This window comes from Burkholderia sp. PAMC 26561, assembly GCF_001557535.2.
Lineage (GTDB): Bacteria > Pseudomonadota > Gammaproteobacteria > Burkholderiales > Burkholderiaceae > Caballeronia.
In genome coordinates, this window is record NZ_CP014307.1 from 633,229 (window position 1) to 649,373 (window position 16,145).

Sequence of the window (16,145 nt, forward strand, 5' to 3'; positions counted from 1 at the left end):
GTTAGTGCAAAACGAAGCAATCGCCGCGGCCGGCGCCGAGACGCCCGGCAAGGCGTCGAACGCCGCCGCAGTGGTGGCGTTCACGCTGGGCCAGCGGCATCAGCATCTGGTTGGTGAACCGCTGCGCGAACTCGACGGAACCGCTCACCCGGGCCTCATCCCCATCGGCATTCCTGTGCTCAAGGCCACGGCCGAGCAACTGAGCGCGCTTCGCCGGAAGTCGCTTGCGAACTGCGATGTCGTCGACTTCCCTGTGCAGGGCCAGACCACGACCGACTACGCGGCCTTTCTGGGCGCCGTCAATGCGTTGCCGGGGGAAGCGCTGCAATACCTCGCAGTTGGTCTCGTCGGACCGAAGAAAAAAGTCGGCAAACTCGTGGGCGGGCTATCGCTCTTTGCGTGAGCTTCCGGTAAGTCTCATGCAAGCCTTGCCTCAGCGCCTGCAGCCCGGAAGGCCAGGACTTATCATGATGTTTTCCGCCGCTTCCACGGGCCGCACTCCATGACCGCAACCGCGCCTACCAAATCGATCAAGCTCTGGCACGCGCCCGACGTAATGGACGCCGTCATGCTCAAGGGTCGTTTCGTCGGTCACCGGTATCCGCCCCATTCGCACGATACACATTGCCTGGCCGTCATCACCGGCGGTGTGCTTGCGGTCGAGGTCCAGCAGCAGCGTCGTTTGTGCCGCCGCGGCGACGTGATTGTCATCGACGCCGATCGGGTCCACGCAGGCCTCGCCGCCGGCGACGGTCAATGGAAAATGCGCGTGGCGCATGTGCAGCCGGGCGCGCTTGCCGCGTATTGCGAGCGTCTGGGCATTGCGCGGCGCGAGCGATTCGACATGCCGAGCCCTTTCATCGCCGATACCGAACTGTCGCAGCATCTCTACGGCGTGAACTGGTGCTCGGAAGTGGACCATGATGCGTTCAAGCGCAGCGAAGTGCTGGCTACTGCCGTCACCGGTTTGTATGCGCGGCATGCGGGCCGTCCTGCCGATCTGCCCGTCGTGCGCAACGAACCCGCGCTCGTGCGCGCGGTCAAGGATCGTTTGCGTGATGACCTGCACGCGGGCCTGACTTTATCGACGCTTGCAAGAGAATTCGATGTCACCCCGTTCGTGCTGCTTCGCGCCTTTGTCCGCGAAGCAGGCCTCAGTCCGCATGCGTTTCTTCAACAAGAACGCGTGCGCAGCGCAATGCCGCTCTTGCGCGGCGGCCGGGCGATTGCCGAAGTGGGCGCACGAACCGGTTTCGCGGATCAGTCGCATTTCACGCGTGTGTTCAAGCAGCAGACTGGCGTCACGCCGAAGGTCTATCAAGCCGCGTTCTTTTAGGGCAATCGCACGAAAAAAACCCGGCATAGAGCCGGGCGCAATTGGTTTTCACCAAAGGAAAGGTTACGTGCTTCTCCTGGTCGGCGAACGTCACACGACATTCTTCTCCACGATAGGCCGGTTTTCAATCACGCGCGTCCAGCCCAGCGACGACAGATCCAGCGTCTCGTATGCCCCGCCAAGAATCAGTTCGCTGACACCGCGCCCGGTCGCCGGGCCTTGCTGCAAACCATGACCGCTGAAGCCGTTGGCAAACACGCAATTATCGATTTGCGGGTGGTAACCAATGATCGCGTTCTGATCGAGTACGTTGTACTCGTAGTAACCTGACCAGCAATTCTCTACACGCAGCGCCTCGAATTCCGGCACACGATGCGCAAGCGTCGGCCAGATGACGTCGTCGAAGATGGCGTGATCGACCTGATCCAGCGGCAAGTCGTCCGGATCGTTGTTCGCGTCCGGCGACGTACCGCAAATATACGTTTTCCCTTCAGGGCGGAAGTAGACGCCGGTCGGATCGATGAGCAGCGGACACGCGCTCAGCCGGGCCGGCGATGACACATTGAATATGCTGCGCCGGCGCGCACGCACAGGTATGTCGATACCCATCATCAGGGCAATATTGCGCGCCCATGGACCGCCAGCGTTCACAACGGTATCGCAATCGAAACGCTCGCCGCTTTGCGTGATTACGCGTATCACGCGGTTGCCCGCCAGTTCCATTTGCGCAACGTCGGCACACACATAACGCGCGCCGAGCGCCTGCGCTTTCTTCTTCAGCGCTTGCACGAGGCCATATCCGTCGAACCAGCCTTCGCCGGAATTGCCGTAGGCGCCCGCAATCAGGTCATCGGTATTGAGCCATGGAAACTTCGCGCCAAGCGATGTCTTGTCGAGCAGGGAAATATCGGCGCCCAGGCCCGTTTGCATGGCGTGGTTCTCGCGCAGCGTGGATTCGCCAGGTGGCGTTGCAAGAAAAAGATAACCGCCCTCATGCAGATCGATACACGGTTTTTCGCCATCGATCTCGAGCACCTCACCGATCCCGCGCAAGAATTCGATCCCATACAAGGACATTTGCACGGACAAGGGCGTGGAGAATTGCTGTCGAATGGAGGCAGCAGACAGTGCCGAGGAAGACCGGGCGTAAGTGGTGTCGCGTTCAATGACGGTGACGGACACGGTCGGGTCCGACGCGCGCAGGAAATAGGCCACCGAACTGCCGATAACCCCGCCGCCGACAATAACGACTTTTGAACTCACGACTGACTCCAGACGCAACGAGACGGGTAGGACGGGATGACGACCCGCAAGGCTGCCGGATCGGCTCTCAAGCTAGTTTCCGATAGGAAACTTTTGTAAGCCCGGAAACTATACTACGCGGTTTTTTTGTTGGCAATATTGCAAGAATCTTGGCACCAATATGCATCAAGGTGCGACTTGACCCTTTCTCGACCCGCCAATAAAGCGTATTTATGCCGATGGTATTATCGGAAACAGTCACGCCTATCCGCTTCTCTTCCCGCGATCCATGGACACGAATCTCTCGAGGCCAGCCGAGCAATCATCGACAGACCTTGGCCGCCGGGTCAAAGCTGCGCGTCTCCAGCAAACGCTGACGCTCGAAGTCGCGAGCCGCTTGTGCGGCGTATCGCGTTCGACTTTATCGAAGGTTGAAAACGGGCTGATGTCGCCGACCTTCGACGTGCTGCAAAGGATCGTCCATGGCCTGAAGATCGACTTGGTCGAGCTGTTCGGCTCCAGTCCCAAAGCCAATGCCGGAGGCCGCCGTGCGCTGACACGCAAGGGGCAAGGAAGCCCGCACACGGCCGGTTGCTACGAAATGGAACTGCTTGCGACCGAACTCGCGCAAAAGGCCATGTACCCGTTTCGCATTCGTATCACCGCACATTCACTCAATGCATTCGAGGAATGGGGCCGGCATGAAGGCGAGGAGTTCCTGTTCGTCCTGAGCGGCGCGGTCTGCCTTTACTCCGAGCTCTACGCGCCGACACATCTGGAAGCCGGCGACAGCATCTATTTCGACAGCCGCACGGGGCACGCGGCGGTATCGACGAGTCAGGAAGACGCCGAAGTGCTGTGGATCATCAACGAGAAACAACGCGGTCCCTCAACGTAGCGCAACACACGGACGTCCATCGAGCTTATGTCGCGCCTGCGAGATCTTCATCGCGAATCAAGGAAAGTAGCGGGACGCCACGGCAAGGCGGCATCCGGCTTGCTCGACTCCGTTGCGCGGAATCGTCCCGTGTGGATGGTGTCGTTCGCGGTCAGCCAGGCGGATTTGTCGGAAGGCTTGCGGGCCGCGTTTGCATCGACGGTCATGCTGCTGCTCGGCAACCTGCTGCACATGCCGGAGTTTTCGTGGGCGGCAATCGGCGCGTTCTGGACCTGCCTCGCGGACGCGGCCGGATCGAACCGGATGCGCTTTGCATCCATGAGCGCCTTCGCGTTGTTATCCACCGTGTGCGGAGGGCTGACGGCCTACGCGTCGGGATCGAATATTGTCGCCGCGGCTGTTGCTGTTTTTGTGTTTTCAGGACTCGGCGCGTTGGCGCGGATCTGGGGATCGGCATCGGCGCAAGTCGGCATTCTTGCCGCAACGGCGTGCGTGGTGATGGTCGATCGTCCCATTCACGGCTCATTCGAAAGCTTCAGATTTCTCGCGTTATATGCTGCCGGATGCCTGTTCGCGACTGCACTCAGCTTCACCGTCTGGCGCATTCATCCGTTCGGGTCGAGCCGCGCCGCCATGCGCTCGACCTACGCGCGACTCGCCGATATCGCCAGCGACAGCGCCCGCCTGCTCAAGCGCGAGCGCGCCGGATTCCAGGAGTGGGCGTCGCATGCGTCGCGGTATCGGGGGCAGGCGCGAGCCGCGATCGAGACGACACGCAAGGCGTTGGCGCGGGTTCCATCGGCGAAGGCAGACCGGCGCGACACCTACAACAACCTGCTTCTCGCACTCGCCGACAGCGAGCAGATCTTCGCGTATTTGATTGCCGTCACCGATGCCTGCGAGCGCGGTCATCATAGGCTGCCCAATTCGAAGCGTGCGGCGCGTGCTCTGGAGGCCTTTGCTGAAGTACTGTCAAGACTGTCGCGCGCCCTCGCCGATCAACCCTGGGAACCTACTTGGCATCAGCGCGACCGGCTTCACTCGCTTGCGCAGCAACTGGAAACCGCGCTGGGCGAAAAGATCGCAATTCGATTCGATGTCGATTTCAGCGAGCTCGAACCCGCTCCGATCGTGCAGGACGCTTGGTGGAACGCCGCGGTAACGACTCTGAAACGTGGCGTCGAAACGTTGAAGGCGAATGCGTCGGCCGATTCCATCGGCGCGCGGCATGCGGCGCGTGTTGCGGTGGCGGCGACCATCGTGTTCATTACGGTGCGCCTGCTCCACCTGCCGTTTGGATACTGGGCGACCATGGCCACGCTGCTGATCCTGCAGCCGTCCATTGCAACGAGCTGGCCACGCAGTATCGAGCGCGCGGCGGGGAGCATTGTCGGCGGCTTGCTTGCCGCCGCGATCGGTCTCGCCGTTCATTCGCCCGTGGCGATTTCGCTGGTCGTGTTCCCGCTCGTGTGCGCGACCATGGCGCTCAGACCCGTGAGCTACAGCCTTTTTGTGCTTTTCATCACGCCGACGTTCGTGCTCGTCGCGGACTTCGCGGCGCCCGGCGGTGCTGAACTTGGCTATGCCATCACGCGGCTTTCGAACAACGTGCTTGGTTGTGTCGTTGCATTGCTCGCGACTTTCCTGCTATGGCCAAGCCGTGAACCGGCCCGCTTCAATCAACGATTGATCGAGGCGATCGCGGCCAACTTCGCTTACCTTGCCGAATCGCTCGGAAGATCGAAACGCGATGAACTCGAGCTTGAGCGGTTAAGACGCGCCGCGGGTCTTGCAAGCAACAACGCGGAGGAAGTGCTCGCACGTCTACGGCTCGAGAAGCTCGATACATCCAGCGAGGACCGCACCGGCTCCACTGCGCTCGCGCTGCTGCGCCGGGTGGCGGGAACGGCGACACGCGCACGCTCGTTCGGCGCAGGGTTCGCCGCAAACGCGCCGCTTGCAGAATGGATCACGTGCGTTGGGGAGAGCATCAAGTCGGGGCTCGCCGGCGACCCGCAGCATCATCCCGAAGAGGTCTTCTCGAAGGACGGCTTGTCATTGCTCGAAGCCGATGCCGTCAACCAGGTCATGTTGCTTCGACGTTTGCTTCGCGAGGCAGGCCGCATTTAAGTGCATTGCGGCCTGCCTGTCCGTCGATCTATTGTCTTATCTGACTCAATACTGACTCAATACCCTATTAGTCGATGCCCTCCTAAAAGAGGGATTGCCTGTTGGATATCGTCGACCTATGTTTGAGTCATGCGCGGTCCTCGCCGCGCATCCGGAATCACAAGCCGCTTGGGTAAATTTTGGTGCGGCCTCACCGCGCCGTTTTGCCGCCGCACGGTTTTCATCGTGCGAATGATTCAACGCCTTCAATAAAAGCCCGGACTGTCGCGCTCGCTGCGCACGATAGCCCGGGATCCGCTTGATCCAAACATTCCATATCACCGATGTCATAAAACACGCCGCAACAGGGAGCGCATGATGCTAAGCAGACCGGTCCGGACAAGCAGGGACATTGACGGTGTGTCGATGTCGGCGGAATTTCATCGGGATACCGGGCGCCTGAGGATCATCGGCGAAGGCGGTGTGATCGCCGAATGGTTCCCGCCCCACTCGTGGTTCGTGATTGCTTCGGTCGCGGGGTACAGCACCTGGGGAACGCGTCCTAACGAGAAAGACCTCGCCATGGTGATCCAGGACTTCGTACTGCAGCGAGACGGCGCTCGCGGGCTGGTGTTCAGGTGAACGTGCGGGAGATCAACGCGTGCGGGGCATGGTCCCGGTTCTGTTCGGCGCCCTGACAAGAGGACTTTCAGTGGTCCGCGTGCCGTTGGCTCTCATGCTGCTGATAACGCCGTCTGTTCCCTTGCTCAAGCCCGTGCTCGTTTGAGGATCATTACCGGCGGCATTTCCCGTAGGAGCGGAACTGCGTGTGAGCGATGAGTTTGCGGCATCGTCCGGAGCCGCGCTTGCCTGCGCATGAACCCCCGCCGACGTGCCCGCAATCAGCACAGATATAAAAATCTTCGCTGCGACTTTCATCATTCACTCCACTCGTGCGCCGGGACACGCAACATCCCTTCAATCTTATGAGCCACTCAAACGCGCTACGTTCCCGGGTAATTGTCTCTTTAAATTACAGTGCGTCGCGCATGTCCGCGAAACTCCCGCGCGTTTTCCCTCGGATTCGGTAACGGCAGTTCCGCTGTAATATCGAATGAGCGTTGGGCGCGGAAAGTGGTACACGCAGTAGCGCCGGCGTTTTTCGAACGCTAATAAACCTATTGGAGACGCACATGGCAAAGCCCGAGTACGCCGACCCGTTTAGTCAGTTTGCCGCAATGTTCCAGCAATACAAGCTTCCCGGATTCGATGTCCAGGCAATCCTCGATGCCCGCCGCAAGGACGTCGAAGCGCTGGCGGCCGCGAATCGCGTCGCATTCGGCGGCATGGAAGCGCTACGCGACAAACAGCTCGAAATCCTCCGCCGGGCGCTAGGCGATTTCCAGACCATCGCGCAGGAGTTCGCTACGTCGCCGGCGAAAGCCGCAGCCAATCCGACCGAGGTCGTACAAAAGGCGCTGCATCAGGCGCTTGCCGACATGCAGGATATCGCGCAGAAAACGCAGCAGGCACAGACCGAAGCGTACGCGATCGTGACAAAGCGGATTGAAGAGGCGGCAAAGGAACTGAAGTCATCGATGGAGCAGTCGAAATAGCCTGCATCATCTTTCAGGCTGACAATAAAAAACGCCCCTCGGATTTTCATCGCGAGGGGCGTTCTTACTTCTGAAGACTCAACTGCCGTGCTTCGATTACAGTGCTGCGTCCTTCAGCTTCTTCAGCGGGCGCACCTTCAGGCGCACCGATGCCGGTTTCGCCGCGAACCACTTGTCTTCACCCGTGAACGGGTCCTTGCCAAAGCGCTTCTTCTTCGCCGGCACGTCTTGCGCAACGACCTTCAGCAAGCCCGGCAGCGTGAACTCCTTGGCACCTTTCTTGTGAATCGATGCGAGCAGCGTTTCTTCGAGTGCCGCGAGCAATGCCTTCGCTGCCTTCGGCTCGACGCCCGAGCGTTCTGCCAGATGAACAGTCAGCGACGCCTTGGTGAACGAGTCCTTGATGGGTTTCAGCGGCGTGGCCACAACTGCTTTCTTGGCTGCAGGCGCTGCTGCCTTCTTTGCTACCGGCGCTGCTTTCTTGCTTGCGGCCGTCACTTTCTTGGTCGCCGGCGCTGCTGCTTTCTTCGATGCCGGAGCTGCGGTTTTCTTCGTGGTGGTTGTTGCCATGAGTGCCTCGCTTATAGTCAAAAGTTGCCCAAGACCTTTGCCTTTGCGCCGTCACCGACTAACGCAAAGGTACAAATCCTCGGGTTGGGCGCCAGCGTAACAACACCGCCTTCAAGACGCAACATCTCAGACCATAAATTAAAGGGTTTTTTGCATGAAAGTCACGAATCCGGGTACCTGTACCTCACTTCATTGACTTGGATATGGAAAAACCTTGTTCAAGAGCACCCATGACGTTCTTTGGCCGCTGTCTTTAGCTCTTCTCTCAAGTCGCTTTTGAAGACTTCGTATCGATACAAAATGGTGCCTCTCGCGTGCCTCCACTTCATCGGCACTTTTGCAAATCAGGCGCTCATGGCATAGTGCGGCCACATCCATTACAGGAGGTCCCAATGCCTACAATCGAACAGCTTCGCGTCAAAATAACGAAGCTACAGGTTCAGGCTGACGCGTTGATTGCAAAAAAGATGCAAGCGGCAGTCGATCAGATTCGAAACATCATGCTTGAGCACGGCCTGACAACCGAGGACATCGAGAAGAAAGCAAAGGCCCTGCGCAATGCAAAAGCGGCCAAAGGCAGCGCGGCGAAAACACCCTTGAAAACAAGGCGGAAGACGGCACGCAGTCTGCCGGGCAAGGGCGCGGCCAAGTATCTTCATCCGAAGACCGGCGCAACCTGGACCGGACACGGGCGTGCACCCGCATGGATTGCCCAGGTCAAGGACCGTTCGAAGTTCCTGATTGCGGAAGGCGCTGCTGCGGCAGATGCCAAGGTCACGCAACCGGGCGCGGCACGCAAGAACGCCAAGGCAAAGTCTTCTGCCACGAGCGGCGCAACAGCGAAGAAAGCGGCGAAGAAAGCGGCCTTGAAACCGGCCAGGAAAGCGGCCAGGAAAGCGGCAGCAAAGAAAGGCGTCGCGAAAAAAGCCGTAGCATTGAAGAAAACCGCGCCGGCGAAAAAAGCAGCGCGCAAACGCGCGGCAGAAGCCGTGGCCGAGAGCCAGACAACGAGCTAAGCAAGTCTGCACGGCAGGCGATCGGGGGCACCAGCCCCCGTCGGTTGGTCCAGCATCGAATGCTTGCTCGCTCGACTCTCAGCTGCACGCGACGCTTTCAAATTCAAAACGCATCCCCACTGGAGCTTATATGGAAGCCGACGCAAAGGCATCCGGAAGCAGCGTGCCGACAGCGCCGAGCACCAAACTTACCGCCGATAAAAACGCGTGGAAGGCGCTCATCGCCTCGGCAACCGGCTACGCGATGGACGGCTTCGATCTGCTCATCCTCGGCTTCATGCTGCCCGCCATCGCGCTGGAATTGCATCTGAGCACGCAGCAATCCGGCGCAATGGTGACGTGGACGCTGATCGGCGCGGTCGCGGGCGGTATCGTGTTCGGCTCGCTGAGCGACCGCTATGGCCGGATTCGCATGCTGACGTGGACCATCGTGCTGTTCGCGGTCTTCACAGGACTGTGCGCGTTTGCAACGGGCTTCTGGGATCTGCTTGCGTACCGGACCATCGCGGGGATCGGGCTCGGCGGCGAGTTTGGTATTGGCATGGCATTGGCGGCCGAGGCATGGCCCGCGAAGTATCGTGCGCGGGCGTCGTCCTACGTTGCGCTGGGATGGCAGACAGGCGTCCTCGCCGCGTCCTTGCTGACGCCGCTGCTGCTGCCGCATATTGGCTGGCGCGGCATGTTCCTGCTTGGCGTGGCGCCGGCGGTCATCGCGTGGATGGTCAGGAACTCGCTGCATGAGCCTGAGGTATTCGTGCGAAGTGCGATGAAACCCGAGCGCCGCGCCAACGCTTTCAGACTGCTTGTCGCGGATGCCGACACTACGCGCGCGAGCATCGGAATAGTGATCCTGTGTTCTGTCCAGAACTTCGGCTACTACGGCATCATGATCTGGCTGCCGACCTACCTTGGAAAGACGCTCGGCTTCGGCCTGACCAAGTCGGCGTTGTGGACCTCGGTGACCATTGTCGGAATGATGATCGGCGTTTATCTCTTCGGCCAACTGGCTGACCGCATTGGCCGCAAGCCGACCTTCCTCCTCTTCCAGGCGGGTTCCGTCGTGATGGTCATCTTCTATTCGACGTTATCCACGCCGGGCGCCATGCTCTGGGCCGGTGCGGTGATGGGACTCTTCATCAACGGGATGATCGGCGGCTACGGGGCGCTGATCTCCGAGGCCTATCCGACCGCGGCTCGTGCGACAGCGCAGAACGTATTGTTCAATATCGGACGGGCGGTCGGCGGATTCGGGCCGATCATCGTGGGCGGACTGGCTGCGTCGTATTCGCTGCAAGTCGCGATTGCATCGCTCGCGGGCATATACGTGCTCGATATGCTGGCGACGGTTTTTCTCATTCCCGAGCTGAAGGGCGTGGAACTCGAATGAACCAGTGCATTATTTGAATGCTCATTTGAATGCATAAGCGACGCCTGCGCCATACGTGATCTGATTGCGATTGCCACGCTGCGTCACGATAGGACTGTCCGCCGCCGAACCCGAGATTCGCTGGCAATAGATCATCGCGCCGCCGAACCAGTGTTTGTCGAATTGATAGATTGCAGCGAGCCATCCTGTCATCTGTTCCAGTCCGCCTGAAGGACTGAACGCGGGCAGCCCGCTGCGCGCCGAATCTTCCTGTGTGACACCGAAGTAGACCTGGTTGAAGCCCTGGCTGACCCAGCTCGCGCCGACGCCCACGCCGGCGAAAACCCGCCGGTTCAGCGGCATCCAGAAGCTGCCATTCACAGAAACGCGCGCTCCTGTATAGACGATGCCCGCGTTGGTCACGACCGTCACCGACCCGCGCAGCCGGTACGGCACCGTCCCCAGATGCTCGTACTCGTAGCCGACGAACCCTCCGCCTTCGACCGTGGTGTGAACTTCGTGGACCTGGGAGACGACCGGGTCATCGACATTACTGCGCCCAAGACGAAGCGATATGGCCGGTCCATATTGCAGCCCGGTGATGCCGCCAAAATCGAATTGTGCGTACGGCCCATACAATTCGAACAAGCGCCCGCCATCGGTCACGTAGCGCACGCCCGGCACAACGCCGACAAATCGATCCTTGCCGCCCGCATAGTCGGTCGTGGAGCCGAGGCCGCCGCCAATCATGCTGGGAAGCATGCCCGGAAGATCGACGGCTGCGGCGTGGCTTGCATGCGCCACGATCAGTCCGCTAAGAAGAAAAGGAACCCGCAGGCCTGCGAGCATCGAGCGCTCGTTTCGCTTATTCATGGGCGATCCGTTGAATGAAGATCAAAGACCAGGAGAGCGCCACTTCCTGAAGCAAAGCGTGCATCGCCTTTACTTTCGTTAAGCGAGTATTTTCAATAAACGTGTTTGTGCCGTATTCGTTTCGCAACCGGAAAACCAGCGTGCGAACGGGATCGCTGACAAGTCAGTAGATCAGCAGGTCAACGTAATCCGGCTAACCTGGTCGACCGATATCAGAAAGGTGAGGCGAACGCAATTGACGTCGAACACGCCGATGCGCTGCATGGAGGAAGTAGAAATTGATGTGGCCGTCAGGCGACCGCAGCACTTACGAAACAGTATAGGAAGGCTCCAGCCGGATCATTCCGGCCGTGCTGAAGGACGCGGAGAATAACGGAATGCTTCAGGCTCGATGCGAAAAAGCACCCTTGATTCTGTTCCAGAGTGCAGCGAACCGGTGCGCCGAAGGTTCTGCCTGGGACAACGCGGCGTCGGGATAAGAAAGCCGTTCTTGAGGATGCCGCACTTGCGAAACGAGCAGGCCGATGTACATGGCGATTCTCCCAGCATGTTTTTTAGCACATGGCAAACGAAGGGCGGCCATGTGAACCGTACATCACGCGCAGTAGGCACATCCCTGTGCGTTCTTTAAACCAAGCATTCCGAACTATCTGAAGCTGATCGATTCATCCAAGCTGCGCGCGGTTCATCATCGATCGATCCGAAGGCGCCCTGTCTGACGCGGGAGGAAACACGCACCAGCAGCCATCGTCGTGACGAAAGAACAGCAGCGCGCGCAAGCCCCGCGGCAGCGCCGTTTCTACACATACATAACGCCGCCGCCCAACGCGCGTACGGCTGAATTCGGTGACGCGAACAGGTGTCGACAAACCTGGCGCAAGCCATTTTTCGACCTGGGTCCGCAGCGAATGCTCATGCGTGGATTTCATGTGCCGCTCCAACAAGCGATTCCTGCCCAACTTCGTCCGCCTCGCTTGGCACGTCCGGCGTCTTCCGCCCGGCACCTTCAAGCGAGCTTTGCATCATCGTGCTGCTGGCGGAAGAAGCTCTCAGTGCGCTACACCGCGCGAGATTCCTCAAATCCGCCAACTGAGCAACAAGCTGTCTAGCCGTTCTGCGTTTCATACGCCCTCCCGCAACGCACCACATACCTCAGAAAGCACTTTAACTCTATGCCTCCATTACCCGTCGCGGTGTGACTTAGGCAAAATCGCAACAGTTTTTAGCGAGGTAGGTTCGGGGAAGGTTCAAATCGAAGACGTGCGACAGACGCGTCCTTTGAATGTTTATCGGCAGGCAGGAACCGGGACTTGAGGGAGACGGCGAGTTCCACCGCTTCTTGCTCAACGCCAGGCGAAGCGGCGGTGTGAAAACGCGCAGAAATCCTGCTTGGCTACGGGTTATCCCACCCCTACATTCCGCCGCCGCCATGCCGTAAATGAGTCAGGCATGGCGATCGGCAGCGCCCGACGCCCCACATATTCGTACACACGGTTCAACACAGGCGACGGCGGTAGACATGAATAAGATGACGTTGAATCAAAAGCTCGGATCGATGATCGCCGTGCTTTGGCTCGGACTTGTGGCGATTGGATTCATAGGAGCGTGGCAAAGCCGTTCTGCCACACTCGATGACCGGCGCGACCAATTGAAAGCGCTGGTGGCGCAGGGCGCAAGCATGACGGCGCATTTCCAGAGCCTCGCCGCAAACAAGACGATCTCCGAAGACGAAGCGAAAAAGCGCGCGCTCGATGTCCTCGCTTCCATGCGATACGGTACCGACGGCTACATCTCGGTCAACGACTCGCGCCCCGTCATGATCATGCATCCGATCAAACCCGCGCTGAACGGCCAGAACCTGGCCAACTTCGCCGATCCCGACGGCAACAAACTGTTCGTCAATATCGTCACCGCGGGTAATTCGACGCCTGAAGGCGGTTTTATCAGTTACCTGTGGTCGAAGCCCGGCAGCGAAAAGCCAGTGCCGAAGATCAGCTTCGCCAATCACTTCGTGCCGTGGGACTGGTACATCGTGACCGGCATGTACACCGACGATATCCAGAGAGCCTTCTACGCGAGCGCATTGCGCTGGTTCGCGATCACGGCGGTGCTCGGCGTGCTGGCGTCGCTCGTCATGTTGCTGGTGTTGCGCAGTATCAAGCGTGAACTCGGCGGCGATCCGTCCATTGCGGTCAGCGCGGCGCAACGCATTGCACGCGGCGACCTGACCACGCATGTACCGCTTGCCGCAGGCGATTCACACAGCCTGATGTACGCACTGAGCGAGATGCAAAGCGGTTTGGTCGAGACCGTATCGCGGGTTCGTGCCGGAACCGAGAATATCAACGTGGGGGCATCGGAGATTGCTGCAGGCAACACCGACTTGTCGCAGCGCACCGAGCAGCAAGCCGCCGCGCTCGTGCAGACGGCATCGAGCATGGACGAGATGACGGCAAACGTGAAGCAGAACGCCGATAGCGCCACGCAAGCGGCGAAACTCGCGGGCGAAGCCGCCGATGTCGCCCAGCGCGGCAGCGGCGTGGTCGAAGAAGTGATCCACACCATGACGCGCATCACCGAAAGCTCGAAGCAGATTGGCGACATCATCGGCGTGATCGACGGCATTGCGTTCCAGACGAATATCCTCGCATTGAACGCAGCCGTTGAAGCGGCTCGGGCAGGCGAGCAAGGACGTGGCTTCGCGGTCGTGGCGGCGGAAGTGCGCAGCCTCGCGCAGCGTTCGGCGACGGCTGCGAAAGAGATCAAGGCGCTGATCGGGACGTCGACGGATACGGTGAAAGAGGGGGCGTCGCTGGTATCGAACGCGGGCGCGACGATGGGCGAGATCGTGAGCTCGGTGCGTCGCGTGAACGAGATCCTCGATGAAATCAGCCACGCTTCCAACGAGCAAAGCGCGGGCATCGAACAGGTGAACCGTGCGGTGGGCGAGATGGATCAGGTGACGCAGCAGAACGCGGCGCTGGTTGAAGAGGCAGCGGCCGCGGCGCATTCACTGAAGGATCAGGTCGATGTGCTGCGCGAAGCGATCGGAAGTTTTTCGCTGCCGGCTTGAAGGTAGTCTGGACGCGAGCTTCTGGTGCTGGTCACGTCCAGAATCCCTCGTGCACGACGGCCGCTTCATCTTCAATAAGCGGCCCGACCACGCTCACCTTCCGCTGCCCTCGCGCGAACACCTCGCGGCATGGCAGCGAGAAGGTCGGGTTTTCCGGATGAGCGCCGGTAATCTCGAGCAAACGCCGCTCGGACATTGCATACACGACACGTCCGATATTGCACCAATAGATCGCGCCCGAACACATGCAGCACGGCTCGGCATTCGTATAGAGCGTGCACTTCAGCAACTGCTCCGGCGACAGCTCCTTCGCCGCCTGCGCGGCGGCGCGCAACTCGGCATGCTGCGTGGGGTCGCCTAGCGGTGGCATGGAATTGTTGCCCGCTTGCCCGACGATCCGGCCGTGTTCGTCGGCTATGAGCGCGGCGAACGGATGCCGTCCATCACGTCTCGACTTCTCCGATAACGCGATCACCTCGCGCAGCAGCGCCATGTCCCGTTCGTTTGCGTTTGCATTTGTATTTTCGTTCATGGTGTCCTTTTCCTTTAGCCGCGTACTGGATAATCGAGGAAAAAGCGCATCATGGCCGCGCTGGCGTCAGGGCCGGTTGCATCGGTGTACGAACCTCGTGCACTTCCACCTGCCCACGCGTGCGGCGCGCCATGGATGAGCCATAGTTCGGCATCCACGCCATCGGCGGATTTCACGCGTTCCACGGTGCTCTTGCGCTTGCCCGGCTCGGCGCTTGCGGCTTCATCGAACACCACGGCCTGGCCGCCGAACGCACGCAATAATTCCGCGGCATTCGATGGATGCACGGTGGTATCGGCGTCTCCGTGAAAGACGATCATCGGCCGTTTTGGCGATTCGATATCGCGGGCGCTCACAGACTTCCCGCCGCGCATGGCCGCGAGCGCCGACGGCAGATCGTGTGCGGAACCCGCCGCAAGCCCGGAATGCACGCACGCCGCGGCGTAAAGATCGGGATATGCGCGGATCATGATCGCGGCCATTGCGCCGCCCGCCGACAAACCCGCCACATACACACGCGCCGGATCGACGGCGTACTTCGCCATCACCTCGCGCGTGATGCCCGCGATCAACGATGGCTCTCCCGAGTCGCGCCGCTGATCGGCCGGCTTGAACCAGTTCCAGCACTTCGATGCATTCGCCTGCTGCGGCTGCACGGGATACACGACGATGCACCCATCGCGCTCGGCCAGTGCGTTCATCTGCGTGCCGGCGGCGAAATCATCGGCGTCTTGCGTGCAGCCGTGGAGCATCACGACGAGCGGCATTGGTTGGCCGTTGTACTTCGTCGGCACATACAACTTGTATGTCCGCAGTCCCGCCGCGTTCGCATGGGTATGCGTGCTGAACGTGCCGGACGTTTGTGCGGGCGGCGTGTCCGCTGTGAACGCTTGCTGCGCGTGCGGTGCATGCGCTCCCAGTGCGCGCTGCAGCGCCGCGGTCGCTTCCTTCGGGCCGCGTGTGCGCAGCAACTTCATTGCATCCTGCATGGAGTGCAGGAATCCGTCGTCGAGTTTCATTATTTTTCCAGTAGTAGCTGTTGGAGCGCTCAGCCGATCCGGCCGGCCAGCGCTGCTTTCACCGCCGGCGATGCGTGGAATGCGCCAAGCACGACTATCGATGCAATCGTTTCCAGCGCGAGTTCAGGCGTGACGTCGGCGGCGATGCTCGCAAGTCCTAGCACCTGGATATCGAAACGCTCGCCCGCATCACGCGCGGCTTCCAGATCGTGTTTCGAAAAGTGCTGCATGCCGAGCACCAGCGCGCGGCGGGTAACGGTTTCGTTCACGACGTTCGCATGCGTCGCAAGCTGGTTGCGAATCGCCGTGCGAATCAGGTCCGTGCGGTTTGAATAAAAGCCTTCTTCGACCAGCAAGTCGATCTGCCCGAGGTCGATCGGGCCCAGATTGATCGTGATCTTCTCAGTCTCGCCGCCTTTCGGCCGGACCACTTCAAGTTTCTGCATTGCTCTATTTTCCTTCCCATTACCATCCCATTAGATGGTTATAGGCTGG

The 16,145-nt window shown here is 60.0% G+C and carries 16 protein-coding genes; 9 read left to right on the plus strand and 7 right to left on the minus strand.

The genetic code is table 11. The features are described 5' to 3' along the window. The first annotated feature begins 4 nt into the window (after nt 1-4). Nucleotides 5-403: a DUF2000 domain-containing protein gene (locus tag AXG89_RS18510; protein ID WP_236873473.1), complete on the plus strand. Its 399-nt coding sequence runs from the start codon at nt 5-7 to the stop codon at nt 401-403. Nucleotides 404-502: 99 nt separating this feature from the next. Beyond that, entirely contained in the window at nt 503-1,336 is an 834-nt protein-coding gene (locus tag AXG89_RS18515; RefSeq protein ID WP_062171508.1) for an AraC family transcriptional regulator, read from the plus strand. 90 nt (nt 1,337-1,426) lie between these two features. Here AXG89_RS18515 and AXG89_RS18520 read toward each other — a convergent pair whose 3' ends face one another. Beyond that, nucleotides 1,427-2,599, minus strand: coding sequence for an NAD(P)/FAD-dependent oxidoreductase (locus AXG89_RS18520; RefSeq protein ID WP_062171510.1), 1,173 nt, complete (start codon nt 2,597-2,599; stop codon nt 1,427-1,429). Between the two features lie 268 nt (nt 2,600-2,867). On the opposite strand from AXG89_RS18520, the gene AXG89_RS18525 reads away from it, so the two are divergent. The 4 genes from AXG89_RS18525 to AXG89_RS18545 all read left to right on the plus strand — a co-directional run bounded on the left by AXG89_RS18525 (nt 2,868) and on the right by AXG89_RS18545 (nt 7,201). Further along, complete coding sequence (locus AXG89_RS18525) at nt 2,868-3,476, plus strand: helix-turn-helix domain-containing protein (RefSeq protein ID WP_062171512.1); 609 nt, start codon at nt 2,868-2,870, stop codon at nt 3,474-3,476. Nucleotides 3,477-3,503: 27 nt separating this feature from the next. Beyond that, nucleotides 3,504-5,606, plus strand: coding sequence for an FUSC family protein (locus AXG89_RS18530; RefSeq protein WP_082771501.1), 2,103 nt, complete (start codon nt 3,504-3,506; stop codon nt 5,604-5,606). Between the two features lie 405 nt (nt 5,607-6,011). After that, a complete protein-coding gene (locus AXG89_RS18535) occupies nt 6,012-6,227 on the plus strand; it encodes a hypothetical protein (protein WP_236873465.1) in 216 nt (71 codons plus the stop codon). A gap of 551 nt (nt 6,228-6,778) precedes the next feature. Beyond that, on the plus strand, nt 6,779-7,201 hold the full coding sequence (locus AXG89_RS18545) for a phasin family protein (protein ID WP_062003319.1): 423 nt from the start codon (nt 6,779-6,781) through the stop codon (nt 7,199-7,201). A gap of 96 nt (nt 7,202-7,297) precedes the next feature. Here the strand turns inward: AXG89_RS18545 and AXG89_RS18550 are convergent, their stop codons facing one another. Continuing rightward, nucleotides 7,298-7,771, minus strand: a complete 474-nt coding sequence (locus AXG89_RS18550) for an HU family DNA-binding protein (RefSeq protein WP_062003320.1) — start codon at nt 7,769-7,771, stop codon at nt 7,298-7,300. Nucleotides 7,772-8,163: 392 nt separating this feature from the next. Between AXG89_RS18550 and AXG89_RS18555 the strand changes: the two genes are divergently transcribed. Together AXG89_RS18555 and AXG89_RS18560 are read left to right on the plus strand one after the other, a co-directional pair. Next, complete coding sequence (locus tag AXG89_RS18555) at nt 8,164-8,787, plus strand: H-NS histone family protein (protein WP_069638393.1); 624 nt, start codon at nt 8,164-8,166, stop codon at nt 8,785-8,787. 130 nt (nt 8,788-8,917) lie between these two features. Next, complete coding sequence (locus AXG89_RS18560) at nt 8,918-10,174, plus strand: MFS transporter (protein WP_062171515.1); 1,257 nt, start codon at nt 8,918-8,920, stop codon at nt 10,172-10,174. 21 nt (nt 10,175-10,195) lie between these two features. On the opposite strand, the gene AXG89_RS18565 is transcribed toward AXG89_RS18560, so the two are convergent. Together AXG89_RS18565 and AXG89_RS18570 are read right to left on the minus strand one after the other, a co-directional pair. Continuing rightward, nucleotides 10,196-11,026, minus strand: a complete 831-nt coding sequence (locus AXG89_RS18565; protein ID WP_236873466.1) for a MipA/OmpV family protein — start codon at nt 11,024-11,026, stop codon at nt 10,196-10,198. Nucleotides 11,027-11,691: 665 nt separating this feature from the next. After that, entirely contained in the window at nt 11,692-11,955 is a 264-nt protein-coding gene (locus AXG89_RS18570; RefSeq protein WP_062171520.1) for a hypothetical protein, read from the minus strand. 599 nt (nt 11,956-12,554) lie between these two features. On the opposite strand from AXG89_RS18570, the gene AXG89_RS18575 reads away from it, so the two are divergent. Beyond that, a complete protein-coding gene (locus AXG89_RS18575; protein ID WP_062003737.1) occupies nt 12,555-14,099 on the plus strand; it encodes a methyl-accepting chemotaxis protein in 1,545 nt (514 codons plus the stop codon). A gap of 31 nt (nt 14,100-14,130) precedes the next feature. On the opposite strand, the gene AXG89_RS18580 is transcribed toward AXG89_RS18575, so the two are convergent. From AXG89_RS18580 to AXG89_RS18590, 3 genes are read right to left on the minus strand one after another with little or no spacing between them, the layout of a single operon-like run. Next, nucleotides 14,131-14,631: a nucleoside deaminase gene (locus tag AXG89_RS18580; protein WP_062171522.1), complete on the minus strand. Its 501-nt coding sequence runs from the start codon at nt 14,629-14,631 to the stop codon at nt 14,131-14,133. Between the two features lie 14 nt (nt 14,632-14,645). Then, the gene (locus tag AXG89_RS18585; RefSeq protein WP_062171523.1) at nt 14,646-15,650 is read right to left on the minus strand and encodes an extracellular catalytic domain type 1 short-chain-length polyhydroxyalkanoate depolymerase; all 1,005 of its coding nucleotides are present in this window, start codon (nt 15,648-15,650) and stop codon (nt 14,646-14,648) included. 29 nt (nt 15,651-15,679) lie between these two features. After that, nucleotides 15,680-16,096: a hypothetical protein gene (locus AXG89_RS18590; RefSeq protein ID WP_062003328.1), complete on the minus strand. Its 417-nt coding sequence runs from the start codon at nt 16,094-16,096 to the stop codon at nt 15,680-15,682. Nucleotides 16,097-16,145 lie beyond the last annotated feature (49 nt).